At 72.1% G+C, this 23,196-nt stretch carries 20 protein-coding genes; 7 read left to right on the forward strand and 13 right to left on the reverse strand.

Annotation, left to right across the window (positions count from 1 at the left end; genetic code table 11):
* The first annotated feature begins 18 nt into the window (after nt 1-18).
* The 3 genes from WME98_RS22700 to WME98_RS22710 are packed head-to-tail and all read left to right on the forward strand — an operon-like array spanning nt 19 to nt 2,407.
* Nucleotides 19-453: a DcrB-related protein gene (locus tag WME98_RS22700; protein WP_148314644.1), complete on the forward strand. Its 435-nt coding sequence runs from the start codon at nt 19-21 to the stop codon at nt 451-453.
* Between the two features lie 14 nt (nt 454-467).
* Nucleotides 468-2,066, forward strand: a complete 1,599-nt coding sequence (locus WME98_RS22705; RefSeq protein WP_437953167.1) for a PAAR domain-containing protein — start codon at nt 468-470, stop codon at nt 2,064-2,066.
* Nucleotides 2,067-2,077: 11 nt separating this feature from the next.
* Nucleotides 2,078-2,407, forward strand: a complete 330-nt coding sequence (locus tag WME98_RS22710) for a hypothetical protein (RefSeq protein WP_061623892.1) — start codon at nt 2,078-2,080, stop codon at nt 2,405-2,407.
* A 2-nt stretch (nt 2,408-2,409) separates the two neighbouring features.
* Here the strand turns inward: WME98_RS22710 and WME98_RS22715 are convergent, their stop codons facing one another.
* Nucleotides 2,410-4,671, reverse strand: coding sequence for a DUF2169 family type VI secretion system accessory protein (locus WME98_RS22715; RefSeq protein WP_437953168.1), 2,262 nt, complete (start codon nt 4,669-4,671; stop codon nt 2,410-2,412).
* Nucleotides 4,672-4,712: 41 nt separating this feature from the next.
* Entirely contained in the window at nt 4,713-5,948 is a 1,236-nt protein-coding gene (locus WME98_RS22720; RefSeq protein WP_437953169.1) for a hypothetical protein, read from the reverse strand.
* Nucleotides 5,949-6,005: 57 nt separating this feature from the next.
* Between WME98_RS22720 and WME98_RS22725 the strand changes: the two genes are divergently transcribed.
* The 4 genes from WME98_RS22725 (at nt 6,006) to WME98_RS22740 (ending at nt 12,075) form a co-directional block, all read left to right on the forward strand.
* Complete coding sequence (locus WME98_RS22725; protein ID WP_437953170.1) at nt 6,006-7,358, forward strand: NAD(P)/FAD-dependent oxidoreductase; 1,353 nt, start codon at nt 6,006-6,008, stop codon at nt 7,356-7,358.
* Between the two features lie 106 nt (nt 7,359-7,464).
* Nucleotides 7,465-8,550: a serine/threonine-protein kinase gene (locus WME98_RS22730; RefSeq protein WP_437953171.1), complete on the forward strand. Its 1,086-nt coding sequence runs from the start codon at nt 7,465-7,467 to the stop codon at nt 8,548-8,550.
* A gap of 54 nt (nt 8,551-8,604) precedes the next feature.
* Entirely contained in the window at nt 8,605-9,957 is a 1,353-nt protein-coding gene (gene thrC / locus WME98_RS22735) for a threonine synthase (RefSeq protein ID WP_061623896.1), read from the forward strand.
* Between the two features lie 186 nt (nt 9,958-10,143).
* Nucleotides 10,144-12,075, forward strand: coding sequence for a sensor histidine kinase (locus WME98_RS22740; RefSeq protein ID WP_437953172.1), 1,932 nt, complete (start codon nt 10,144-10,146; stop codon nt 12,073-12,075).
* A gap of 27 nt (nt 12,076-12,102) precedes the next feature.
* Here WME98_RS22740 and WME98_RS22745 read toward each other — a convergent pair whose 3' ends face one another.
* From WME98_RS22745 to gspF, 11 genes are all read right to left on the reverse strand, one after another.
* Nucleotides 12,103-13,947: an STAS domain-containing protein gene (locus WME98_RS22745; RefSeq protein ID WP_437953173.1), complete on the reverse strand. Its 1,845-nt coding sequence runs from the start codon at nt 13,945-13,947 to the stop codon at nt 12,103-12,105.
* A gap of 92 nt (nt 13,948-14,039) precedes the next feature.
* Complete coding sequence (gene gspN, locus WME98_RS22750) at nt 14,040-15,338, reverse strand: type II secretion system protein GspN (RefSeq protein WP_437953174.1); 1,299 nt, start codon at nt 15,336-15,338, stop codon at nt 14,040-14,042.
* Nucleotides 15,335-15,937 carry a hypothetical protein gene (locus WME98_RS22755; protein ID WP_437953175.1) on the reverse strand — a complete coding sequence of 201 codons (603 nt, stop codon included), beginning with the start codon at nt 15,935-15,937 and terminating at the stop codon, nt 15,335-15,337. Before WME98_RS22755 ends, gspN begins: the two co-directional genes overlap by 4 nt.
* Entirely contained in the window at nt 15,934-17,448 is a 1,515-nt protein-coding gene (pilM, locus tag WME98_RS22760; RefSeq protein ID WP_437953176.1) for a type IV pilus biogenesis protein PilM, read from the reverse strand. The genes WME98_RS22755 and pilM overlap by 4 nt, the downstream gene beginning before the upstream one ends.
* Before the next feature lie 27 nt (nt 17,449-17,475).
* On the reverse strand, nt 17,476-18,972 hold the full coding sequence (locus WME98_RS22765; protein ID WP_437953177.1) for a general secretion pathway protein GspK: 1,497 nt from the start codon (nt 18,970-18,972) through the stop codon (nt 17,476-17,478).
* Nucleotides 18,973-18,975: 3 nt separating this feature from the next.
* Entirely contained in the window at nt 18,976-19,695 is a 720-nt protein-coding gene (locus WME98_RS22770; RefSeq protein ID WP_437335097.1) for a type II secretion system protein GspJ, read from the reverse strand.
* A complete protein-coding gene (locus WME98_RS22775; RefSeq protein WP_437953178.1) occupies nt 19,692-20,369 on the reverse strand; it encodes a type IV pilus modification PilV family protein in 678 nt (225 codons plus the stop codon). Before WME98_RS22775 ends, WME98_RS22770 begins: the two co-directional genes overlap by 4 nt.
* Nucleotides 20,369-21,070, reverse strand: a complete 702-nt coding sequence (locus tag WME98_RS22780; protein WP_437335099.1) for a pilus assembly FimT family protein — start codon at nt 21,068-21,070, stop codon at nt 20,369-20,371. Before WME98_RS22780 ends, WME98_RS22775 begins: the two co-directional genes overlap by 1 nt.
* A gap of 22 nt (nt 21,071-21,092) precedes the next feature.
* Complete coding sequence (locus WME98_RS22785; RefSeq protein ID WP_437953179.1) at nt 21,093-21,509, reverse strand: prepilin-type N-terminal cleavage/methylation domain-containing protein; 417 nt, start codon at nt 21,507-21,509, stop codon at nt 21,093-21,095.
* 35 nt (nt 21,510-21,544) lie between these two features.
* Nucleotides 21,545-21,958, reverse strand: a complete 414-nt coding sequence (locus WME98_RS22790; RefSeq protein ID WP_061622493.1) for a type II secretion system protein GspG — start codon at nt 21,956-21,958, stop codon at nt 21,545-21,547.
* Between the two features lie 8 nt (nt 21,959-21,966).
* A complete protein-coding gene (gspF, locus tag WME98_RS22795) occupies nt 21,967-23,193 on the reverse strand; it encodes a type II secretion system inner membrane protein GspF (RefSeq protein WP_437953180.1) in 1,227 nt (408 codons plus the stop codon).
* Between the last annotated feature and the right edge of the window lie 3 nt (nt 23,194-23,196).

The following is a 23,196-nucleotide window of genomic DNA, read 5'->3' on the forward strand; positions in this document are numbered from 1 at the left end:
AGCGTGGAGACGGAGACGATGCCGCGTTATGACCACACCGACGTGTCCTTCGACGTGCCGCGCGACTGGGAGGACCGCTCGGTGGTGGTCTTCGCCGCGCCGGCGAAGCCCGGCCAGGGGATGATCTCCAACCTGGTCATGACGCGGGACACGCTGGCCGCGGGCGAGGACATCCGCGGTTACGGCGACCGGCAGCTCGTCGAGATGGCCCAGCGGCTCGACGGCTTCCAGCTCTACGCGCGGCAGGAGATCACGCTCGGCGGGCAGCCGGCCGTGGAGATCCGGTTCGCGTGGAGGGGACAGAGCGGGCCGATCGAGCAGCGGCTCGTGTTCGTCGGGGGGCGCAAGCCGACGGTGCTCAGCTTCACCGCGACCATGCCGAAGAGCGAGGCCGCGCGGCTGAACCCGGTGTTCGATCGCATCCTCGCGAGCGTGAAGCTGGGCCAGGGCTGAGGGGCTGCGAGGCCGTGAGCGCCCTCGAAGCGGCCCGGATGGGCGATGAGATCGGCCACTCGTCCGCGTGGGCCGGCCTCATCGCGGGGGCGTGCGTCGGGCTCGCGATCGGCGGGGCGATCCTGTTCTCCGTGGTCACCGGCGGCGCCGGGGCGGTCCTCATCGGCGCGGCGGTCGCCGGCGGCGTCGGGCTCGGCGCCGGCGGCGCGCTGGCCGGCGCCGAGATCGGCAAGATGTTCGAGGGGTCCCCGTGCGGGGAGATCGCGACGGGATCGCCGGACACGCGCATCGAGGGGCGCGCCGCCGCGCGCGCGGAGCTCGACGTCCTCGAGCACGGCGGCAAGAAGGTGGCGCAGGGCAGCGCCACGGTCTTCGTCAACGGGAAGCACCTGGGCCGCAGGACCGAGAAGGCCCAGTGCGGCGGCGTCGTCAGCCAGGCGGCCGTCTACACGTTCATCGGCGGCGAGACGCTGACGCTCGTGCCCGTCGAGGAGGAGGTGCCGTCGTGGCTCCTCACGACCCTGCGATGGACCGCGCTGATCGCGGGCGGGGCGGCGCTCGTGCTGACGGGGGTGGGCGCCGGCGTCGTCGTCGCGGGGCTGGGGCTCGCCGGCTCGCTGGCCGGCGCGTTCGTCGGCGCGCACGTGGGCGAGGCGGTGGGCGGCCTCTTTGGCGAGCGCGCCGCGCGCGTCGGCGAGATCCTCGGCGAGTTCGGCGGCGGCCTCCTCGGGGGCATCGGCGCCGCGAAGCTCGGCGAGCGGTTCGGGTGGATCCGCCCGCCGGCCGCGGAGGAGGTCCCGCTCGGGCGGAAGGGGCCGCCGAGCCCGGAGGAGGTGGCCCGGGCGCGCGCCTGGACCGACGAGCAGATGGCCGCGGGGCCCGCGGCCGATCCCGCGGCGGCCGCCAAGCTCGATGCGAGGATCGCGGAGAACCGCGCGGCCTACGAGCGGGTGCAGCGCGGCGAGCTGGAGCACCCGAACACGACCCCCGAGCGGCTCAAGATGGCTGTCGAGGGCGACGCCGACGGCCAGCGCGTCCCGCTCACGTACAAGGATCGCGCGCAGTTCGACAGGCTGCAGTCGGACATCCGGAACGTCTTCGAGTCGGAGGGCATCACGGACGCGACCGTGAAGCAGCTCGGCTCGGCCACGGACGGGTTCAAGGGCAACCCGGACAAGCCCTTCGGGTTCTGGTCGCCCAAGTCGGACACCGATTTCGCGATCCACAGCGATCAGGCGCTGGTCCAGGCGCAGCAGGCGGGCGCGCCGTACAACGCCAAATACGGCATCTTCAAGAACGGCGAGGCGCCGAGCGCGCTGAACCCGGAGGGGAAGCCGGGGCTTTCGAACACGTCGCTCGGGAGCAAGCTCAACGCGCTGGCAGAGCGGTGGAACGTGGAGATCTACGGTGAGCCCAACCCGAGCAACGGCGGCTTCGACTTCAAGCTCAACGGCCCGCGCGAGCCGAACGGCGACTTCCCGACGATCTATCGAGGCCCCGATGCGGTCGGCGCGGCGCCCCCCGCCGCGCCGCAGGCGCCGGCCGGCAGCGCCGGGACGGCCGGCGCGGGCGGGGCGGGCGTCTCGACCGATCCGCGGGACGGCGGCCGCTGAGGAGAGGTGATATGGGCAAGACGGCAAGCACGACGCTCGCGTGGTCCTTCAAGAGCGAGCTCTCCCAGGACGAGATGCTCCGGCGGCTCGACGAGCGGTGGCCTTCGGTGTGGGCGATCTCGGACAGCCACCATCACGGCGACTACGTCGCCGGCAAGCTCACGCCGGAGGCGGCGGCGCGCATCTACGAGGACGGCCCCAGGTTCGTTGTGCACCTGCGCTTCGCCTCGGCGGGCGGCGACGTGAAGCGGCAGCTCCTCGAGGCGCAGCAGCGGCTCATCGTCGAGGTGCTCCCGCTCGTCGGCGCGAGCGACGTCTGGCCGACGGAGCCGCTCGACTGACCTCAGTCCGACGTGCGCGCGGGCCGCAGCTCGTCCGCGGTGAAGACCCTCCCGAGCGCGACCGCCTTGAGCGCGTAGCGGCTCGGCTCGAGCTGATCCTGCCGGAGGTGCGCCTCCGCGAGGACGCGCACCTTCAGGCTCGTCATCAGGGGCAGCCGGTGCTCCAGGGCCTTCGGCAGGTAGAGCGGCAGCGCGCCCTGCCCGCCCGCCGCGAGCAGCGCGCGGATCCACGCATCGCCGAGCACCTTGCGGGTCTGGTAGCGCCGCTGCTCGAGCAAGAGCCGCTCGGTGTGCGCCTCGATCTGGCCCGCCGGCAGCGAGCGGCTCGACTGGGCGAGGAGCTCCTTCAGCTGCTGGTTCAGCCGGTCCACGACGCCGGTCGAGCTCTGGAGGTACGGCGACTTGAGCAGCTCCCCGATGGAGTCGAGGGCGTCCTTCAGCTGCTTGTCGGGGCCCGCGAGCGGCGCGACCACGGCGACGGTGGCCTTGAGCGCCTCGACCTCGTCGAACGGGAACCGCGCCTCGCCGGTCACGAGCACGAGCGGCGGCGTGAACCGCCGCCTGTCGCCGATCGACGCGAGGAGCGCCTGCGGCACGCCGCCCGGCTCGATCGGCGACCCGTCGGTGAGCACGCCGAGGACGTCGTGGCGGTCCTTGGCCGCGTCGTCGGCCGGCAGGTCGTAACGCGGGTCGAGCTCCTCGAAGTCGAGCTCGAGGATCAGGTCGCTCCACCGAGCGCGGACGCGCGGCAGCGCGGCGGGGTCGAACCAGAGCAGCTCGACGATGTCGTCGGCCGCGGGCCTCGGCGGCGACGCCCTGACCCTCGACGGGCGGTCGTCCTCGGCCGGGGCGGGCAGCGAGGCGCGGGCCGCGCTCTCGGCCGCCCCGAACTTCTGGCCCACCGTCATCGCCGGCGGCGCGTCGTTGGTTCCCCAGAGGCCTCGGCTCCCGGCGGGCGCCAAGGCGGGGGGCGGCGGCGCCAAGGCCGGGGGCGGCGGCGTCGCCGGCGCCTGATCGAGGAGGCCGGCCGGCGGAGACGGCGCGGACCACCGCGCCGGCGGCGCCGCCATGAGCGCCCCGAGGTCGCCGTGGGCCGCGGGCGCGCGGAACGGGAGCCCGCCGCTCGGGGGGCTCGAGTGGGGCGCGCTGTCGGCCCCGCGCTCCTCCGTTTTCCAGGGCAGCACCGGAGCGTGCTCGGAGCGGAGCCCGGGGAGCTGCGTCTGCGACGTGCTCGGGGGGCGCGGCGCGACGTGCCCGGAGCTCGGCGGCACGGACCTCTCGGCCTCGCCGCGCGCGGTCTGCGGCGGCTCCAGGCTCACCACCACGCGCCCCTGCTCCTCCGGGTGCTCCAGCGCGATCTGCGCGCGCCAGGTCAGGGAGCAGCGCCCCCGCGCGGTGTCGACCCAGAGCGTGTCGCAGCGCAGGGGCACCGGGCGAGCGCCGCCTCGCCGGCCCTCGAGGGTCGCCGTCGGGCGGAGGCCGGGCAGCTGGGTGACGAGGCGCGGGTGCTCGGGGTGGAGGTTCTCGAGCACGAGGCGCTCGTCCTCGCGCAGCGACGGGAGCTGCTGATCGGGCGGGGCGATGTTGAAATAGCCGGGGTCGAACCCGGCGGGCAGCGGCTTGCGGCTCCAGTCGCGGTGCGACCAGCCGGCCGCGTGGCGGCCGAGCTTCTCGACGCGCGACGGCCACGTCGGGGCGATCGGACCGAAGCCCGTGGGCTCGATCGCCTTGCCCGGATCGGAGACGAGCAGCCCCGGCGGCTGGAGGTTGGGCACGGCGATCTGCCCGTAGGCGTTCCGCGCGCCGGCGCTCACCCCGGCCGGATTCCACGAGCCCGGCCCTCCGGCCGCGCGCTCGTAGACCAGCGGCATCTGCGCGAACGGCGGGCCCTCGTGGAGCGTCCCGTCCTGGGAGAAGATGCGGTCGCACCACACCTCGATCGACTTGTCCAGGTCGCCCACGGCGAGCCTGGCGACCAGCGAGCGCGCCGGCGCCTTGCCCGGCGCGTACGCGAAGCCGACGAGCACGACGTCGGCGCGCGGCTTCGCGGGCGCGAGATCGCTCGCCGACTGCAGGCTCCTCGACGGCGCGTCGTCCCACGCCGCGTCGTGGGGGGTCGGCGCCTCCTGGTCGGGGGCGAGCGGCGACTCGCCGGGCCGGAGCAGGAACGTCGCCTTGCAGACGACGGTGAGCACCCAGGAGCCCGCGGAGGGTTGCCAGAGGATCGACGCGACGGGGACGGGCGCGGCGGCGAATACGTTCATGGGGGAGGGGGAGTCTCCGGGGCGCGCTCGCGCCCGCTGGTTCACTGCGGCGTCGCGGCCCCGGGCGGCGCCGGCAGCTCGCGGGTGATCTCGCCCGCGTCGGCGCTCTCGGACGGGGGCGGCTCCGACCCCGGCGAGAGCGGCGTGCCCTCCCAGGTCGCGCTCTTGTCCCGGCTCCCGTAGACGTACGGCGGGCGCGCCTCCAGCTCCCGCGCGATGCGGGCGAGCTCCTCGTCGAGGTAGCGCGGGTTCGCGGCCAGCCGCTCGCGGATGCCGCTGTTCAGGTAGCCGCGGATGTCGGGGCTCTCCGGGTAGTACTTCGTGAACACGTTGTACCGGAAGAGCGGCTTCAGCCGGTGCACGTCCTTCGGCCCGCTCGGCAGCGGCAGGAGCTCGACGAAGCTCTTCCGCTTCGCCCGCTCCTCCAGCCGGTCGAGCACGAGCTGGAGGCTGTTCTCGAGCAGGTGCGGCGCGCAGTGATCCGCGAAATCGTCGTAGAGCAGCCGCATGAGCGCCCGCGCCTCGTCGATCGGCAGCTGCGCCTGCCGCTCGCGGCCCATGCGCCGGACGAGGACCATGAACGGAGAGGGCTGGTTGCCCGTCGCCCGGATCTCCTCGGGATCGCGGAAGTCGGGCTGGCGGTAGGGGAAATGGCGCGGGTTGATCGCGTCGAACCCGCCGCGGCCGTAGAACAGGATGCGCTGCCACGACAGGCGCTCTTCGGGGGTGAAGTACTCGACCTCGGCCGCGAGATCGAGGTTCATCCCGAAGTACTTGCCCGGGGCCGAGGGCGCGGGGAGCATGATCTTCCCCATCGCGTGGAGGTCGGCGAGGTACTGCATGGCGAGCTCGACCGGGGCGATGCGCAGCCAGTACGACAGCACCGTCCCCCGCGCCTCGGGGATCATGAAGATGTGGGCGAGGTAGATGACGCAGAGATCCGGCGCGTACGCCGGATTGACGAGCACGGTCCCGTCGCGCACGCCGCGCACCTTTCCGTCCGCGTCTCGCGCCACGAGCAGGAAGTAGCGCATGTATGTGCCCGACGGCTCGGGCGTGAACGGGTCGTCCCGCAGGAACGCGTGGATCGCCTCCTTGCGCTCCATCTCTCCATGAGGCCCGAAGCAGTCCCAGAGGATCTGATACGCCGTGTCGAAGTCCGGGTCGGAAGGGTCCTCGATCGACCAGATCTGGTATTTGCGGGTTTCGCGCTCGATCATCTCCACCACGTCCTGGTGGAAGAGATCCTTCATGCAGAGCCGGACACGTCGCTTCAAGCAGGGCTCCTGGGGTCCATGGTGCCAGACGGAGCGTTCCTCTGATAGATAATCATCGTGACCCACGCAGCTCTCGTCGACACGCGCACGCAGATCGATTCCGCTCGCTCCGTGTGGAGCGAGGCGGGGCCGGTCTATGAGCCCGCCCCGCCGCTCCGCGGGGACGCGGTGGCCGACGTGGCCATCGTCGGGGGCGGGTTCACCGGCGTCTCCACGGCATACCATCTAATCCGCAGATTTCCGAGCCTCCGCGTCATGATCCTCGAGGCGCGTCACCTCGCCAACGGCGCGAGCGGGCGCAACGGCGGGATGATGCTGAACTGGATTAACGGGGTGAGCTACCGCGAACCGGAGCTCACGCGCCGCGTCTACGAGGCGACGCGCGCGGGCATCGACGGCATCGTCGGGATGATCCAGGAGCACAATCTCCCGGTGCGCTACCGGCGCGACGGCTGCATGGAGGTCCTCACCGACGCGCGCCGGGCCGAGGCGGCGCACGCGCGGGCGGAGCAGCTCGCCGGGTGGGGCATTCCGCTACAGTACCTGGACGGCGCGGCGCTCGCGAAGCGGCTCGGCGTCCACGGGGCGGCCGGGGCTGTGCTGGACGCGACCGAGGGGCAGCTCAACGGGGTCGACCTGCTGCGCGGCCTGCGCCCGCTGCTCCTCGGGTGGGGGGTCGCCCTCCACGAGGACACACCGGTGCTCCGGATCCAGGAGGGGCGCACGATCGAGCTGACCACGCCGGGCGGGGTCGTCCGGGCGTCGGCCATCGTGCTCGCCACGAACGGCTACACGCCGCGGCTCGGCTACTTCAAGACCGGCATCTTCCCGCTGCACTCGCACGTGATCGCGACCGAGCCGCTCGACGTCGAGGCGCGCGCCGCGCTCGGCTGGGGGCAGGTCGCCGGCTTCAGCGACGACCACGACAGGATCGCGTACGCCAGCATGACCCCCGCCGGCGAGCTCGTGTTCGGCGGGGGCAGCAACGCGGCGTACGCCTACCTCTACGGGAACCGGACCTCCTACCCCGGCTCCCCCGACTCGGCCGGGAAGGCGTTCGAGGCGATCCGGCGCCGGCTGGTCGGCTACTTCCCCGCGGCCGAGCGGGTCCGGATCGCGCACCGCTGGACGGGCACGCTCGGCATCACGATGAGCCGGATCTGCAGCATGGGGGTGCGCGGCGAGCACCGGAACGTGTACTACGCGCTCGGCTACAGCGGCCACGGCGTGACGCTCGGCAACCTCGCGGGCCGCGTGCTCTGCGACATCTACGCGGGCGACGACGCGCGGTGGCGGGACCTGCCCTTCTACATGTACCCGCTCGGGGGGGTCCCGCCCGAGCCGATCCGCTGGCTCGGCTATCACGCCTACACCAAGCTGACGGGGCGCTCGCCGCGCAAGGCGGCGTGAGCGCGGCGCCCGCGCGGCGCACGCGCAGGCGCGGGGCGCGCCGCGCCAGGCGCGCGCGCGGAGCGCTTGCGTGGCCGGAGCGCGGGGCGCTATTCGAAGCGGGGCCATGTTCTGCGCGCGCTGCCACCGGGAGTACGACGCGGGCCATCGCTTCTGCCCCTACGACGGCGCGGAGCTCGCCGAGGCGCGGCGCGTCGACCTGTTCCGGTACAAGCCGACCCGGCTGCGGGGGACGATCCTCGGGGAGCGCTACGAGGTGCGCGGCTATCTCGGCAAGGGCGCGATGGCGCGCGTCTACCTCGCGATCGAGATCGAGACCGGGCAGCCGGTCGCGATCAAGGTCCTGGAGGCGTTCGCGGCCCGGGCGGAGCGGACGCGCGAGCGGTTCGTGCGCGAGGCGCAGAGCGCCGCGAAGATCGGGCACCCGAACATCGTCAAGGTGCTCGACGCCGGCACGCGCGCCGCCGACGGCGCGCCGTACATCGTCATGGAGTACCTCTTCGGCGAGTCGCTCGGCGACTGGCTACGGCGCGAGCGCCGCATGGAGGCGGACCTCGCCGTCCCGGTGCTCTCCCAGGCCGCGTCCGGGCTCGCCGCCGCGCACCGGGTCGGCATCATCCACCGCGACGTGAAGCCCGACAACCTCTACCTCGTCGGCGCGCAGGGCGACCCGTACGCGGTCAAGGTGCTCGATTTCGGCCTGGCGAAGATCCAGGACGCCGATCACATCACGGCGACCGGCACCGCGGTGGGCACGCTCGAGTACATGGCGCCCGAGCAGGTCGTGAGCGACAGGCCCGACGCCCGCACCGACGTCTACGGGCTCGGGGTCGTCATGTTCCGGACCTTCACCGGCGAGCTCCCGTTCCCGCGCTCGGAGCAGTCCGAGCTCCTCGCCCGGCAGCTCGTGACCCCGCCGCCCCGCCCCTCGGAGAAGCGGAAGAGCATCGACCCGCAGCTCGAGTCCGTGATCCTGAAGGCGATCCGCAAGCGCCCGGAGAACCGCTATCCCTCGATGGAGGCGTTCCTGGAGGACCTCGAGCGCCTCGCGGGCGAGCGGGACGGGCCGCTCTCGGCGGACGAGCCGCTCCCCGAGCCGGACGACGTCTACGTCCCGCAGGGATCGTTTGCCAGGAACGCGGCGATCTACTTCTATAGGCGGCTCGGCATGGAAGCCCCACGCTTCGACTGAACCGAACACCACCTCCCGCGGGCGCTTCCCGCCACCCAGGAGATCCGTATTGCCATGGCCTACTCTGCTGCATTCCGATGTCTGACCGGCTGTCCCGGCAGCTACCCGCTGACGCAGCCCCTCTACCGTTGCCCGACCTGCGGCGGCCTGCTCGACGTCGCGCACGACATCGACGCGCTCCGCGACCGGAGCCCCGCGACGTGGATGAAGCTCTTCGACGAGCGCTACAAGCGCACGGTGTGGCCCTACGGCTCCGGGGTCTGGGGCAAGCGGGAGTGGGTCGCGCCCCAGGTCCCGGACGAGGCCATCGTGTCGATGGATGAGGGCGGCACGAACCTCTTCTGGGCGGACCGCTACGGCCGCTCGCTCGGGCTCGACGACGTCTGGGTGAAGCTCTGCGGCAACAGCCATACGGGGTCGTTCAAGGACCTCGGGATGACGGTGCTCGTCTCGGTGGTGAACAAGGCGATCCGCGAGGGCCTCGAGGTGCGCGCGATCGCCTGCGCGTCGACGGGGGACACGTCGGCCTCGCTCGCGGCGTACGGCGCGGCGGCCGGCCTGCCCGTGGTCGTGCTGCTGCCGCGGGGCAAGGTGTCGATGGCGCAGCTGGTGCAGCCGATCGCGTCGGGGGCCCTGGTGCTCTCGCTCGACACGGACTTCGACGGCTGCATGGCCATCGTGCAGCGGCTCTCGGCCGACGGCGTGGTCTACCTGGCGAACTCGATGAACGCGCTGCGCCTCGAGGGCCAGAAGACCGTGGCCATCGAGATCGTGCAGCAGTTCGACTGGACCTTGCCCGACTGGGTCGTCCTGCCGAGCGGCAACCTGGGCAACGCCTACGCGCTCTACGCCGGCTTCAAGATGCTGAAGGACCTCGGCCTGACGACGCGCTTCCCGCGCCTGTGCGTGGCGCAGTCGGCGCGTGCCAACCCGCTCTACCGGGCGTGGGCCGAGGGGCGCAGCGAGGTCGTGCCGATGAAGGCGGGCGAGACGCTGGCGAGCGCGATCCAGATCGGCAACCCGGTGAGCGCGCCGCGGGCGATGATGGCGCTCCAGGCGATGAACGGGGTCGCGGAGGAGGTGACCGAGGACGAGCTCTGCGACGCGGCGGCGCGCGCCGACCGGACCGGGATGTACACCTGCCCGCACACGGCGGTCGCCCTCGCCGCGCTGGAGAAGCTCGTGAAGAAGGGCCTCGTCGAGAAGCGCCAGCGGGTCGTCGTGGTCTCGACCGCGAACGGCCTCAAGTTCACGGAGTTCAAGGTGAAATACCACGAGCGCGCGCTCCCGGACGTGACGAGCCGGCTCGCCAACCCGCCGGTCGAGCTGCCGCCCGACTACGACCGCGTCCTCGCCGCGCTGGACAAACACGCGAAACACACCGCGCAGACCGGCAAGAAGGGTTGACCGGCGCCGGCCCGCGGAGGCGCTGAGCCGCCGCGGCGTGCGAGGATCGGCGCGCCCGCCGATCGGGGGGCGGCGGGGGCTGGACTGGAGGCTGGACGGAGGGCTGGCGGGCCCGCGCGGGACAGCGGCGCGGGCGCGCCTTGACGCGCTCGATCCCCCCGGCATCCTCGTCCGGCAGAGGCCTCCGTGGACATCCGCCACCGCACGCTGCTCTCGTTCGCCCCGCTCCTGACGGTGGCGGTCGCGCTGGCGGTCTTCCTCCCCCTGGTCAACGCGACGCTCTCGCGGATCTCCGCGCAGCAGCTCGCTCTCCTCGGCGATCTCGTCGACCTGCAGGACATGGAGCTCGCGGTGATCGCCCAGCGCGAGACCGTCGGCGAGGCGCTGCGCGGGCTCGACGTCTCGCCGTACACGACCGATGACGCGTCCCGCCGGGACCAGACGCTCGTCCATTTCAACCGCGCGCGGGGCGAGCGGGGCTCGCCGCAAGAGCGGCTGTGGCAGCACCTCGGCGCGGTGTACGCGGAGCTCGACGCGCAGCACGCGGCGATCTTCGACGCGATGCAGGAGGGCGACGCGGCGCGGGCGACGTCGGTGTTCTACGGCGAGGCCCAGGAGCTGACCTTCGTGCTCCTCTCGAGCGCGCGGGCGGGCCAGGCGCAGCACAAGGAGGCGCTGAGCGAGCTCGAGGCGAGGGGCCGCACGCTCAAGCAGCGCGCCCTGATCGGGCTCGCCGCGGGCGTGGGCGGCAGCATCCTCCTGGCGCTGACCTTCGGCTGGCTCCTGAGCCGCGAGATCGTGCGCCCCATCGAGCGCCTCGCCGCGGACGCCGCGCGCTACGCCTCGGGCGACGTCTCCGGGGAGCTCAGCCCCGCCGGAAAGATAAAGCAGATCAAGCGCTTGCGAGACGCCTTCCAGCACCTGCTCGGCGTCACCCTGGCGCGGCAGGACCGGCTCCAGCAGGCGTACGCGGACGTCTCGGACCGGGCGGCCCGCGAGCAGCAGCTCCGGGAGACGGTGCAGGCCCTCAACGAGGATCTGGAGCGCGCCAAGGGCGAGCTGGAGCGGCGCGTGGCGGAGCGGACCGCGGAGCTGCTCGTGGCCAACGAGCGGCTCCAGGTCGAGCTCGCCGAGCGCGGCCGCGCGGAGGCGGCGCTGAAGGCGAGCGAGGAGCAGCTCAGGCAGCTGAACGAGGCGCTGGAGCAGCGGGTCGTCGAGCGGACGGCGGAGCTCGCGGCGGCCCAGCGCCAGGTCCTCGACACGGCGAGGCGCGCCGGCATGGCGGAGATCGCCACGAACGTGGTGCACAACATCGGCAACGTGCTGAACACCGTCAACGTGTCCGCCAAGCTCATCGGGGAGGAGCTCGGCGGCCTCAAGCTGGAGAAGCTCGAGCGGGCGGCGCAGCTCCTTGCGAGCCACCGGGAGGACCCCGGGCGGTTCCTCACCGAGGACGAGCGCGGGCGGCACCTCATCGCCTACCTGGAGGCGCTGTCCGCCGCGCTGGAGGGCGATCGGCGGCGCATCCTGCGCTACGTGGACCAGCTCGAAAAGAGCGTCGACCACATCAAGGACATCGTCCGGACGCAGCAGACCTACGCCGGCACCACCGCGGTGGTCGAGCCGGTGCAGCTCTCGGAGCTCCTGGAGGACGCCCTCCGGATGAACGACGCGGCGCTCTCGCGCCCGCACCTCAAGGTCGTGCGAGAGCTCGCGTGCCCGCGCCCGGTCTACGTCGACAAGCACAAGCTCTTGCAGATCCTGATGAACCTCATCAGCAACGCGAAGCACGCGATGGACGAGCTGCCCGGCAGGGAGCACGAGCTCACGCTGCGGGTCGAGGCGCGCGGGGCGGGCAGGGACGGCGCGGTGCGGATCTGCGTGCAGGACACGGGGGTGGGCATCGCGAAGGAGCACCTGACGCGGATCTTCTCCCACGGGTTCACGACGCGCAGCGGCGGCCACGGCTTCGGGCTGCACAGCTGCGCGCTCGCCGCCGAGGAGATGAGCGGGGTGCTGTCGGTGACGAGCGACGGCGCGGGGCGCGGGGCCACCTTCACGCTCGAGCTCCCGGTGCGGATCGGGGGCGCCGCCGCCGAGCGCGCGGCGGGGCCGTGAGCGGCCGGCGTCGCGCGGCCGCCGCCGCTACCCGCGCCGCCGCGCGCGGCGCCGCCTCGGCCTGCCGCGGGCGCCCGCGGACGTCATCGCCTCGGCGATGCCGTTCTGCAGGGTGTTGTGCGTGACGATCCCGCTCAGGTCGACGCCGAGCTCGACGAGCGTCGTGGCCACGTCGGGGCTCAGGCCCGTGATGATCACCTCCGAGCCGAGCAGGCGCACCGCGGTGGCGGCGCTCAGGAGCTCGTCGGCGCACTGGCCGTCGATCTGCGGCACCCCGGTGATGTCGAGGATCGCGACGCGCGCGCGGCGGGACGCGACGCCGCGGACCAGCGTCTCCTGCACGCGGCGCGCCCGCTGCGCGTCGAGGGCGCCGACGAGCGGCATCACGACGATGTCGTCGCTGATGGGGATGAGCGGGGTCGACAGGGCCGCGAGCATCTCGTTCTGCGCCCGCAGCGCCTCCTCGCGGGCGCGCCGCGCCTCGGTCTCCGCCGCCGCGCGCTTGCGCTCGGTGACGTCCCGCACGATCACGACCGCCTCGGCGCGGTCGCTGCCGGCGATCCGGACCTCGTAGTCGCGCGTGCCCTCGCGGACCTGCTCCTGGTACTCGAAGACGTGCGTCGCCTCGTCGGCGAGCGCCCGGCCGACGAGCCCGGTGATCTGCTCCGCCACGCCGGCGGGGAACACGTCGGCGACGTGCCGGTGCAGGAAGTCCTCGGCGCGGAGCGACGGCCTCGACTCCCGGGACGCCTTGAAGTCGAGGCAGATGCCGTCGCTGCCGAGCCGGAGGATCGTGTCGGGGATGGCGTAGAGCAGCGCGCGGTTGTTCGCCTCGCTCCGGCGCAGGGCGGCCTCGACGCGCTTGCTGCCGATGAAGTGGCCGGCCTTGGCGGCGATCGCGAGCAGCACGTCGAGCAGCCCCGGGTCGGGCTCGCGCGGCTCGGCGTCCATGAGCTCCAGCACGGCCGCGACCTGCGCGTCGGCGCGGACCGCGATGGGGAGCTCGACCGCGAAGCGGAGGCCGGCGCCGCGCGCCGCCCGCGCGCGCGGGTCGTCCTCGACCGCGTCGAGGTCGCAGAACCAGGTCGGCTCCCCCTGGGCGAGCGCGCGGCCGGGCAGCCCCGCGTCGAGGGCGAGCTGCGCGCCCCGGGTCGCCGCCTCGAGCGCGGCGGCGTCGTCGGGCGCGGCGCTCCACGTGTGCTCGCAGCGCAGGCCGCCGCTCTCGCCGTCGCCGAGCCAGAGGGCGGCGAACCGGAAGCCGAGCGTCTCCCCGAGCGCGCCGAGGAGCGCGAGGATGCCCTCGGACAGCGTCGTCGACTCGACGAGGATCCTCGTCACCGTGTACTGCGCCGACACCTTGTGGTTCGCCTCGGACAGGGCGCGGCGCTGGTTCCACTTCTCGGTGAGCGCGTAGGCCATCTGCCGGACCTCGTTCGGGTCGAACGGCTTGGCGAGGATGAGCAGGTTGTCGGTGTTCCCGAACCGGGTGGCGATCTCCTCCCAGGAGTAATCCGAGTACGCCGAGCAGATGACCGCCTGGATGGCGCCGTCCTCCTGCCAGATGCGCGAGAGCGTCTCGATGCCGTCCCACCCCGGCGGCATGCGCACGTCGACGAAGGCGAGGGCGTACGGCGCGCCGCGCTGCCGCGCCTCGCGGACCTTCTCCAGCCCCTCGGCGCCCTGGGTCGCGGTCGTGAGCTCGAACCTCACCGGCCGCCGGCCGGGCGGCTCGCGGAACAGCGCCGACTCGAGGCGGTCGAAGGTCGACGCCTCCGCGTCGGACCGGAGGATCCTGCGGAAATCCTCGTGGATGGCCTCGTTGTCGTCGATCAGCAGAATGCGCCGGTTCTGCTGACACCTGGGGTCCCGCATGGCCTCGTCCTCGGAGCGTGAATCCAGGTCCTACCCGTCCCTGGAGCGTGAGGTCCAGGTCCTACTCGCCCCTGGCGCGTGAGGTCCAGGCCCTATTCCGGCGGTGGCGGATCGCCCTCGGCCGGCGGAGCGGGCGTCGGCCGCGCCCGCGGCTCGGGCGACTCGTCCTCGGTGGACGGCGGCGGCGGCATCGGCGGGGGCATCGCCGGCGGCGGGCTCCCCTGCTCCTCGCTGTCCCGCGCCGGGGCCTCCGAGGGGCCGAGGGGCAGGTTGACGCCGCCGGGCTTCCTCGTGGTCGCGGCCGAGCTCGGCGCGTCGGCCTTGCCGCGGCCCCGCGCCGCGGGCGAGTCGGCGGCGTGCGGATCGAACCGCGGCCGCTTCAGCACGCCGTGGACGTGCCAGCCGTAGAAGCCGTCCGAGCGCTTCGACCGCTTCATCTTGGGCTGCTGCATCTCGATCAGCCCGGGCACGTTCGACCCCGGCGCGCCGAGCAGCGACTTGGTGAGGTCGTTCTTCGACCGGTAGGCGTCGGTGAACTTGAAGCGCACGTAGAGGTCCGCCGTGGAGTTGTTCCACGGCTCGCGCATGGTGACCTTGCCGTCGCCGTCGAGCTCGAGGTCCTGGCCGTTCGCGGACATCTTCGTGACCTTGAGGACGCCGTCCTTCGCCTCGGCCGACAGGACGAGCTCGCCCAGCTTGGCCTCGGGCAGCGCGATGAGCCCCTGGATCTTCGTCTTGCCGTCGCCGACCGAGACCTCCTTGGCCGAGACCTCGAGCGCGCCGCTCGCCTTGTTGAACTTGCCGTCGGGCGCGCTGAGATCGAGGTTCGCGCTCAGCGTGCCGGCGATCGGCAGGCCGAGGATGTCCCCGAGCGGCCCCACCTGCGCGAGCTCCACGTCCGAGACCTCGACGTGCACGTCGCCGCCCGACTTGCCCATCGGGACCACGCCCTCGACCTCCCCGCCGAACACGCTCGCCCAGAACGAGACCCGCATCCGCCCGATCAGGAGGGGCAGGACCTTCACCCGGGCGTGCGCCTCCTCGATCTCGATGACGCTCGGCTTCGGCGCGCTGTCCTTGGCGGCGTCGCCCGAGGTGGAGGTGAAGGCGGCGGCGCCGGTCGGCCTGCCCGAGCCGGGCTCGTTCGGCGGCAGGATGAGCCGCACGCCCTTCATCTCCACGCCCGTGAACCAGTACGCGTCGAGCTCGTCGATCTCGAGGCGCTGCGGCGGGCCGGAGCCCCGCTTCTGCTGCGCGCGATCGAACTCGGCGATCAGACGGTCCTTGAGCCGGTCGTACGGGAACGTGAGATAGCCGAAGAGGCCCAGGCAGAAGAGGTAAAAGAGCGGGTAGGCCGCCCACTTCGCGATCTTGACGAGCCGCGCCTTCATGGCTCTTGCTCCTCCTGCTCGTCGGCGGCCGGCGGCGCGGACGGCGCGGGGCTCGCCGGCTGGGGGTCGCCCTTCCGGTCGAACGCGGAGACGCCGAGCTCCACCTCGTACGAGTCCGGCTCGCCGGCGCGCGGCTTGATGTTCAGCTTCGTCACCGCGACCGGGTGGCCCGAGGTCTCGATGCGCTCGAGCATCTTGGCGAGGCCGAGCATCCCGATCCTGTGCATCTTCACCACCGTGACCCGCTCGGTGTACTTCTTGCCGTGCGGGACGTCGGGGCGATCCTGCGACTCGGCCGCGGTGAGCCCCTGCTGCTTCGCCGCGTCCTCGATGAAGCCGGCGAGGGCCGGCGCCGGCCGCGCGTAGCGCGCGAGCAGCGCGTCCTTCTGCGCCTTCCGCTCGCTGACCTTCCCCGAGGCCTCGTAGATCTGCTGGAGCAGGTCGCGGATCTCATGGTTGTCGGCGCGCCTGCCGGAGGCGATGCTCGCGAGCCCGATCGGCACGGCCAGGAACACGAGCACCCCCAGGAATCCGACGAGGAGGGTGAGGAGCCGGCGCTCGCGCGGCTCCAGCTTGTCGAGTCGCTCGCGGAGCGTCATCGCGATCCCTCTGGCTTCTCCGGCGCGCCCGCCGAGGCGCTGTCCGCCGCGTCGGCGCCGGTCTTCTTCTTCTTCTTGTCCTCGCACTTGAGATCCAGCTCGAGGACGTACTTGTGCTTGCCCTCCGTGAACTGGCTCGTCCGCCCGACCTTCACGTCGCGGAAGCAGCGGTGTTCCTTCATGTGATCCGCGATGATCTGCGCATCCGACACCGACGGGACGACGCCCTGGAGGGTCACGTGCCCGCGGTTCACGTCGAGCTCGAGCACGTCGTGGGTGATCTCCTTCGGCACGGCCTTCGAGAGCTGCACCATGACGTCGAAGGCGTCGACGCGGGGCATCGGGTCCTCGTCGGCCGCGCCGGGGCCCTGGTCGAGCAGCTCGCGGGCCCTCACCGGGTCGCTCGTCTCCTCGCCGAGCACGTCGTGCGAGGCGGTCGCGAGCGAGGCGAGCAGGAGCTCCCGCTCGGCGCTCAGGGTGCGCAGCTCCGCGACGATGGAGAACCCGAAGCTCAGCGCGATGACGGTGCCGAGGCCGGCGAGGATCGGGATCTTCTCGCGCAGGAACGGGTAGCTGCGCTCGGCCTCGAGCGCGCCCTTCCTCAGGTTGAACCCCTTGGTCTTCGGCGTCAGCCCGAGCGCCAGCCCAAGCGCCTTGGCGAAGCGGGGCAGCGCCGCGGCCTGCTCCGGCGTGAGCCCTTCGACCCGAGGGGCCGGCAGCGGCAGGATCGTGAGGCCGAGCTGGGTGGACAGGAACACCTCGGCGCCCTGCGCGCTCGCGCCGCCGCCGACGAGGTACATCCCGGCGAGCGGCTCGCCGCCGAGGTTGCGCCACGCCGCGAGCGTCTGGCGGAGCTCGCGCGCGAGCGCCGGCGCCGTGCCGGGGAGCCCGGCCGTCCCCCGCGACAGCGTCCGGGCGAAGACCGGCTCCCCGGCGGAGAGGATCACGATCTCGGACGTGAGGTGGTCGAGGTCGAGCAGCGCGATCGGCACGCTCGCGCCGGCGGGCGACGGCGAGGCGAGCTCCGGCATCACGGCCTCGAGGTTGGCGAGCGCCACCGCGCCGAGCGCGACGCGCTCCGGCTCGAAGCCGAGCGCCTCCTTCACGACGGTGATGCGCTCGCGCACGTCGTCGGCGCGCGCGATGGCGGCGAAGACCGGCAGCGTCTCGACGCTGGGCGGCCGCTTGAGCAGGCGGTAGTCGAAGACCGCGTCCTCCATCTCGAACGGCACCGTGGCCTCGAGCTCGAAGCCGAGGACGTTCTCGACCTCCTTCTGCGCGGCCGCGGGCAGGTCGAGGCGGCGGTAGAACGACTTCTCCCCGGAGATCGCGATCGCGGCGGCGTCGGGGCGGAGGAGCCCCACCGCGGCGCGGATCGCCTCGGCCTCGGAGACCGCGTCCGTGATGGGCGCCTCGCCGAGGGCCTCGACGAAGACCTTCCTGTACGAGGTGCGGATGAGCGCCGTCCGCACCACGGATTTCCCAGCATCTATCCCGAGCAGCCTGTGCATTTCCGCGCTTCTTCCCGGAGGGGTGTCCTATTCGATGCGATAGTAGATGATCGTCCCGGCGGGGTTCGACCGTACCTGTTGTTCGTACGATTCCGGCGTCGGGGGGGCGCCGGTCGAGCCGCCGTTCCGCGGGTTGGGGTTGCCCCCACCGCCAGCGGGATCCTTGTTCGGATCGGTATCGGTGATCTTCGTCGCCCCGGTGAGATCGACCACCGCGTGGATGCGCACGCGCGTCTCACGCTTGTTCCCCGGGACGACGCCGTCGGCATAGATGCTCAGGAAGTTGCTCCTGTTGCCGAGGGCCTTCGTGGCGTTCGGCTTGAACTTCACCGCTTCGACGCCCATCGCCTTGAGCTGCTGGCCGAGCATCGCCCCGAGCGTATTGCCGGCCTTCTGGGTCATGGCGTCGACGAAATCCTTGGGGGTGGGGAAGAGGATGCCCCCGGTCATGCTCTGCACGAGCGACGCCACGGTCAGGAACGCCGTCTGCTGGTTCACGTCGGTGCAGAGCGGCGTCGCCGCGACGTCCACGAAGTCGGCGCCGCAGGTGAGCGTGAGGAGCATCTGCGCGTTCGCCGACGTCACGTTCACCTTCTGCTTCCGGTTGCCCCAGACGGTCAGCACCCGCTTGTCCGGGTTGTTCGGGTCCGGATCGACGAACGTCGCCCAGAAGTCGTCGCCCATGCCCCGGATCAGCCGCAGCTCCTCGAACGAGTCGAGGGGGGCGTTCTTGCGCACGTAGGGGAGGCCGACCGTCTGGTAGAAGCTGTCCTCGGCGCCGGTGGAGCTCGGGGCGTTCGGCGACGTGTCGCAGACGAACGTCTGGTCGCCGGGGTCGGCCCAGTCGACGAGCGCGCTGCAGATGGTCGCGCGATCCGAGAACTGGCCGTCGCCGTCGCGCTCCTCGAAGAGCGCGTTGTACTGCGGGGGGCTCATCAGGCTGATGAGCTGCGCCCCCACGGCGAGCTGATCCGCGATGCCGCCCACGTCGTCGGCGGCGCGGTTGATGTTGATCTTCGAGTCCTCGTCGACGATCTTGAGCTCGAAGCGGCCGCCGCCGGTGAGCCCGAGGTTCTTGCCCGCCGCCGCGCTGCCTGCAGCCTCGTCGGGCGGCGCCGCGCCCGGCTCGGTGAGCTGCGCGTTGAACGGGCCGAGGAACATGTCGGTGAACTTCCAGACCGGCACCTGGAAATTCCCCTTGAGGCCGATGATCGCGAGCATCGGCCCGATCGTCTGGCTGACGCTGGGCTCGGAGGCGATGAGCATCCGCGACAGGTTCACGGCGCTCCGCGCGTAGTACTCGGCCCGGAGCGCGTCGCGATCGGCGAGCGCCGCCGAGAGCTCGGTGGAGGTCTCCTCCTGGAGCTCGGTCAGGAACACGGTGAGCACCGTGATCGCGCCGAGCACCATGACCAGCGCCACGCCCCGCCGGTCGCGCCGCCTCCGGAGGCGGCGGCGCGCGCGCCCGCCCGGCGGGGTGGGGGCCGCGCGCTCCTCGGCGTGGGGGCTCTCCGGGTGGCTCATGGCTCAGTTGGCCCCGAAGGCGATGGGGACCTGCATGGCGATGGGCACCTTCGTCTCGAACTTGATGGGCTCCCCGCCCGGCCCGCCGTTCAGGACCAGCGTCACCCACACCTGCGACGGGAGCCGCTCGAACTGCGCCGCCGGTTGCGTCGAGTCCCACGAGTCGACCCACTCCCCGGTGACGGGGTCGAGGTACCGGACATTGAAGCTCTCGATGTCCTCGGCGAGCACGTTGACGACGCCGCCCCGCGTCGGCTCGAGATCGATGAACTTCGCCTCTCGGCGCACGAGATCGAGCTTGTCGCGCTCCGGGTCGCGCGAGCCGAAATAGCCGATCTCGCACTGGTCCGACTCGTGCGCGTTCCTGAGCAGCCTCCGGTGCGCGAACGCGGTGAAATCGACGCGATCCGCGGGCGACGAGTCCTCCCCGGTGAAGGCCGTGAGCCGCACCGCGATGTTCTTGTCGGCCGGCTGGTGCCGGGACAGAAAGGCCGCCTGGAGCTCGCGCGAGATGCGGGCGATCGCCCCGCGGCCCTGGTGGTAGCGGTCGCTGATGCGCGAGATGCCCGCGCGCGACCGGCTCATGCCGTCGAACGCGCCGTAGATGAGCGTCCCGATGATCGCCAGGATGGCGACCGAGACGAGGACCTCGAGGAGGGTCACCCCGCCCGCGCGCCGGCGGCGCCTGCGGAGCGAGCTCGCCGTCCGCGCCGTCGCGGTCATTGCCCGCCTCCCTGGCCCGTGCCGCCGCCCGCGCCGGTGTCCTCGGGCTGGCCCATCTGCGGCACCGTGACCCACTGCACGAGCTCGAGCGCGTGCTCCTGCGCCCCTTGCTGCCACGTCAGCCGGACCGTCACCCGCCGCGCGCTCGCCTCGAAGATCGGCTGGAGCGTCGGCGCGAGCATGTCGATGAACGGCTGCAGGAGCCCCGCGATCCCGCCGGCGGGCTCGCCGCCCCCCGCGCCGCCGGGCGCGCCGACCAGCGACTGCGCGAGGTCGTCGAGGCTGCCGCTCGGGGCGGCGGAGCCGCTCGACTCGGCCGGCTTGGTGAGCTGGCCGAGCCCCTCGAGGTTGGTGTCGAGATCGAGATCGCCGTACTTGGGCTCGGGCATCTCCGGCTTCTCGATGCGCCAGGAGCACTTGATGGAGGTCGACTCGTCGCCCTCGCAGCACGGCCCGTTGTCGGCCTCGTCGAGCATCGGCAGGCCGTCCCGGGCGAGCCGCTCCTCGATCTCGGTCATCTTGCAGCGCGCGAGCCCGTTCGCGAGGCTGATGTTCCGCGCGTGCGCCGCCGCCGAGAAGGCGCCGGCCTGGGCGGAGAGGATCGCGGTGAGCCCGAGGCCGAGGATGGCCACCGCCACCATGATCTCGAGCAGGGTGAAGCCGCGGGCGCGCATCAGAACCCCGTGTCCTCGCGCTCCGACTCCTCGGCGTCGTCGCGCGGCCGCGGCATGCTCACCTTGCCCCGCCGGATCTCGGTCTTGCCGGTGAGCGGCGAGACGAGCACCGTCATCACGGAGTCCTCGGTCTCCTCGCCGCCGAGCGAGAGCTGGATGGCCGCCCGCTCGGTCTGGCCGCCGGGCCAGAAGTAGAGGTAGGCGCGCCCCTCGGTCGCGGCCTCGTCCTGGTGCCCGGTCTCCACCTGGAGGAAGCGGACGCCGCTCGAGAGCTCCTTGCCGGGCTTCTCGCTCGACGGGTCGAAGCCGAACGCCTTCGCCGGCTGGAACGACGGGCGCGGCGCGCGCGGCCCCTTCAGGATCGCCTCGGCCTCCGCCACCGCCGCCTTCTCGGCCTCGGTCGCCGCGGCGGCGCCGCCGGTCCGGTCGTTCCTCTCGACGACGAGCTCGCCCGTGGACTCCTCGAGCACGATCATCCGCTCCTCGAAGTCGAAGACGAGCCGCATCGGCTTCGACTTCGCGTTGGCGTGGGCGTAGGCGACCCGCACGGCGCCCGCGAGCAGCGCCGCGCTCCGCTTCAGCCGGGCGCTCGTGACCGCGCCCATGCCGAGGACCACCGAGCCGCTGATGAGCGCGATCACCGTGACGGCGATCAGCACCTCGACCAGCGTGACTCCCCTCGTGCGCAGGCGGCGTGTCATGGGCGCTCCCTCCGCGTCGGCGTCACATCTCCGCGATCTTGTTGATCTCGGACTGCCTCATGTTGTCCCGGATGTCGTCCGGGGTGTTCTCCTTCTTGTCCTTGCCGAGCGAGTAGACGCGGATCTCGCTCTCCTCGCACTTGATCCGGTACGGCTGGCCCCAGGGGTCGTCCGTCTTGTTGGCGTCGATCTGCTTCGCGCTCACCAGCGCTTGCAGGGTCGGGCAGCCCTCGCCGCCCCCGCCGAGGTTCTGGTACTGATCCGCCGCGGTCTTGATGACCGACGCGCCGGTGTAGGCGCTCCTGACCTTCGCGGCCTCGAGCTTCGGCCACAGCACGAGCGTGGCGCCGCCGGCGATGATCGCCATGATCGTCACCACGATCAGGACCTCGACCAGGGTCACGCCCCGCGAGAGTCCCCGGCCCAACCTTCGAATCATCTTCGCCCTGTTCGCCCTGTTCGTCTCCATGTCCCTCACTCCACCCTGTCAAGCCCGCCGATTTCGCCGTCCGGACCGTCGCTCATCAGATCGTATCCCTCCGGGTCCCTCCTGCCAGGGCAGGTGAGCCGGAGCGGCCTCCCCCAGGCGTCGACCGGATCGATCGCGAGGTATCCCTCGCGCTTCAGCTCTTCCAGCGATGCCGGGCACCGCCGCTCGTGGTCGGCGCGGTACAGCGTGATGGCCCCGTGGACGACGGACAACGTGGCGCGCGTCGATCGAATTCCCACGAGCCGCCGCTCGCGCGCGCCGAGCAGCAGGAGCAGGACCGCCATCCCGAGGCCGGCCGCAAACGGCCGCACGCGCGCCATGCCGCTCCTGCGGAAGAGCCCGCCGCCGCGCTCCCACGGGAAGAAGATCGTGCTCTCTCGCTGCCTCCTGCGCCCCATGGAGCCCCCTACCCGACGAAGTTCGACATCTGCATGAGCGGCATGAGGATGGATATCGCGATGAACGCGACCGTGCCGCCCATGATGACGATCATGAGCGGCTCGAGCAGGCTCGTGAGCACCTGGACGCGGGTCTCGACCTCGGAGTCGTACGCGTTGGCGACGTTCTCGAGCATCGCCTCGAGCTGCCCGCTCCGCTCGCCGATGGCGATCATGTGGATGACGATGGGCGGGAACCGGCCGCTGCGCTTCAGCGGATCGGCGATGCTCTGGCCCTCGCGGATCGACCCGATCGCGTCGGCGATGACCTTCTCCAGGGCGGCGTTGCCGAGCACGCTGCGCACGATGTCCATGGCGCTGAGGAGCGCGACGCCCGACGAGAGCAGGGTCGCGAGGGTCCGCGCGAAGCGCGCGATGGAGAGCATCTGGATGAGCTTGCCGAAGATCGGCGCGCCCAGCACGAACGTGTCCCAGCGGAGGCGCCCCTTCGGCGTGCGCAGCCAGCGGCGGAAGCCGTACACCGCGCCGACCAGCATGACGATCACGAGCCACCAATAGCTCGCGGCGAACTCCGAGGTGCCGATGAGCGCCGAGGTGTACCAGGGCAGCGTCTGGTCCATCGACGAGAAGATGTCCTTCACGTTCGGCACGACCGCGATCATGAGGACCGAGATGAGCCCGATGCCGATGATCGCCATGAGCGCCGGGTAGGCGAGGGCCGCGGTCACCTTGCCCACGAGCTTCGCCTGGTTTTCCATGAAGACGGTCAGGCGGAGCAGCACGCCCTCGAGCGTGCCGGACGCCTCGCCGGCGCGCACCATGCTGACGTAGAGCGGCGGGAAGACCGTGGGGTGCCCCTCCAGCGCCTTCGCGAAGCTCGTGCCCTCGCGCACCTGCTCGCGCACCTGCGTGAGGGTCCGCTTCAGCGACTCCTTCTCGACCTGCTCGATGAGCGCGTTGAGCGACTCGAACAGCGGGATGCCGGCGCCGATGAGCGTCGCGAGCTGGCGGGTCATCATGGCGACCTCGGACGTCGAGGGGCGGCCCGCGAACGCGAAGAGCTTGAGATCCCGCTTCGCCTTCGCCTTCGCGGCCTGCTCCTCGGTCGCGCCGGTGAGCATGATGCCGTCCTTGCGCAGGGCGGCCCGCAGGGCCTTCGCGTTCTCCGCGTCGCGGACCCCTTTGACCGGCTTGCCGGTGCCGACGAGGATGCCTTTGTATTCGAATACCGCCACGGC

It is taken from the genome of Sorangium sp. So ce296, assembly GCF_051529605.1.
Taxonomy (GTDB): Bacteria; Myxococcota_A; Polyangia; order Polyangiales; family Polyangiaceae; genus Sorangium; species Sorangium cellulosum_D.

What these genes read in the sequence shown, in the direction of transcription:
- pilM (WP_437953176.1), bottom strand. Translation starts at nt 17,448, where the DNA reads ATGCACAGGCTGCTCGGGATAGATGCTGGGAAATCCGTGGTGCGGACG.
- WME98_RS22730 (WP_437953171.1), top strand. Translation starts at nt 7,465, where the DNA reads ATGTTCTGCGCGCGCTGCCACCGGGAGTACGACGCGGGCCATCGCTTC.
- WME98_RS22700 (WP_148314644.1), top strand. Translation starts at nt 19, where the DNA reads ATGCCGCGTTATGACCACACCGACGTGTCCTTCGACGTGCCGCGCGAC.
- WME98_RS22745 (WP_437953173.1), bottom strand. Translation starts at nt 13,947, where the DNA reads ATGCGGGACCCCAGGTGTCAGCAGAACCGGCGCATTCTGCTGATCGAC.
- WME98_RS22765 (WP_437953177.1), bottom strand. Translation starts at nt 18,972, where the DNA reads ATGAGCCACCCGGAGAGCCCCCACGCCGAGGAGCGCGCGGCCCCCACC.
- WME98_RS22710 (WP_061623892.1), top strand. Translation starts at nt 2,078, where the DNA reads ATGGGCAAGACGGCAAGCACGACGCTCGCGTGGTCCTTCAAGAGCGAG.
- WME98_RS22715 (WP_437953168.1), bottom strand. Translation starts at nt 4,671, where the DNA reads ATGAACGTATTCGCCGCCGCGCCCGTCCCCGTCGCGTCGATCCTCTGG.
- gspN (WP_437953174.1), bottom strand. Translation starts at nt 15,338, where the DNA reads ATGAAGGCGCGGCTCGTCAAGATCGCGAAGTGGGCGGCCTACCCGCTC.
- WME98_RS22775 (WP_437953178.1), bottom strand. Translation starts at nt 20,369, where the DNA reads ATGCGCGCCCGCGGCTTCACCCTGCTCGAGATCATGGTGGCGGTGGCC.
- WME98_RS22785 (WP_437953179.1), bottom strand. Translation starts at nt 21,509, where the DNA reads ATGATTCGAAGGTTGGGCCGGGGACTCTCGCGGGGCGTGACCCTGGTC.
- thrC (WP_061623896.1), top strand. Translation starts at nt 8,605, where the DNA reads ATGGCCTACTCTGCTGCATTCCGATGTCTGACCGGCTGTCCCGGCAGC.
- WME98_RS22770 (WP_437335097.1), bottom strand. Translation starts at nt 19,695, where the DNA reads ATGACCGCGACGGCGCGGACGGCGAGCTCGCTCCGCAGGCGCCGCCGG.
- WME98_RS22790 (WP_061622493.1), bottom strand. Translation starts at nt 21,958, where the DNA reads ATGGGGCGCAGGAGGCAGCGAGAGAGCACGATCTTCTTCCCGTGGGAG.
- WME98_RS22755 (WP_437953175.1), bottom strand. Translation starts at nt 15,937, where the DNA reads ATGACGCTCCGCGAGCGACTCGACAAGCTGGAGCCGCGCGAGCGCCGG.
- WME98_RS22780 (WP_437335099.1), bottom strand. Translation starts at nt 21,070, where the DNA reads ATGACACGCCGCCTGCGCACGAGGGGAGTCACGCTGGTCGAGGTGCTG.